This window comes from Neisseria sp. P0021.S007 (genome assembly GCF_051956855.1).
Map to the genome: position 1 here is coordinate 1 of NZ_JBQCXA010001157.1, position 524 is coordinate 524.

Sequence of the window (524 nt, forward strand, 5' to 3'; positions counted from 1 at the left end):
ATAAAGAAAATACCGACTATTTCTTTGTTCATAATGAATGTAAATGCTGTGTGTTTGTCTGACGGAATTATAAATCAGAAAACGGAGCTCTCGAAACATTCAATTTGTCGGAGGCCTTAAGGCCGTCTGAAAAGTTTCAGACGGCCTTAATGTCTATCAACCGTGCAAAGCGCGTTTGTCAGCCGCCAATGCAGCTTCGTGAACCACTTCGGACAAGGTTGGGTGGGCATGGATAATGCGGGCGATGTCTTCGCTGCTGGCGAAGAATTCGAGCGCAGTCACGCCTTCGGTAACCAATTCGCTGACAACCGGGCCGATCATGTGTACGCCCAAGATGCGGTCGGTTTTGGCATCTGCCAATACTTTAACCGTACCTTTGGCTTTGCCCATTGCCAATGCGCGACCGTTTGCACCGAAACCTGAAGTACCTTTTTTGTACTCCACACCTTCGGCTTTGAGCTGCTCTTCGGTTTTACCCACCCAAGCGATTTCAGGGTCGGTGTAAATCACGAACGGTACGTTGT

General features: G+C 48.7%; 1 pseudogene. It reads right to left on the reverse strand.

The features are described 5' to 3' along the window. Positions 1 to 156: 156 nt before the first annotated feature. A pseudogene (locus tag ACTHUR_RS18030) lies at positions 157 to 524 on the reverse strand (dihydrolipoyl dehydrogenase); the annotation flags it as partial.